Genomic DNA, 241 nt, shown 5'->3' on the forward strand with positions numbered 1-241 from the left:
AGCAGTCCCTCGTGCGGGGCGCCCAGCATCAGCAGGGCCGCGTGCAGCTCGGGCACGGGGGAGGGGCGGGGCGCGAACCGTACCCGCATCAAGTCCTCCGCCGTGAAACGGATGTGGAGCACCGCACCGACCCCCCGTTCGCCGCCAGCCTTTCGGGCAGGGCCGTAACCTTCGCTCCGGCGTCCCGTCCGCTCCCAGGATGACGCCCATGACCAAGACACCTGATCACACGCCCGGCGAC

The sequence above is a fragment of the Streptomyces aureus genome, assembly GCF_001418135.1.
GTDB classification, from domain to species: domain Bacteria; phylum Actinomycetota; class Actinomycetes; order Streptomycetales; family Streptomycetaceae; genus Streptomyces; species Streptomyces aureus_A.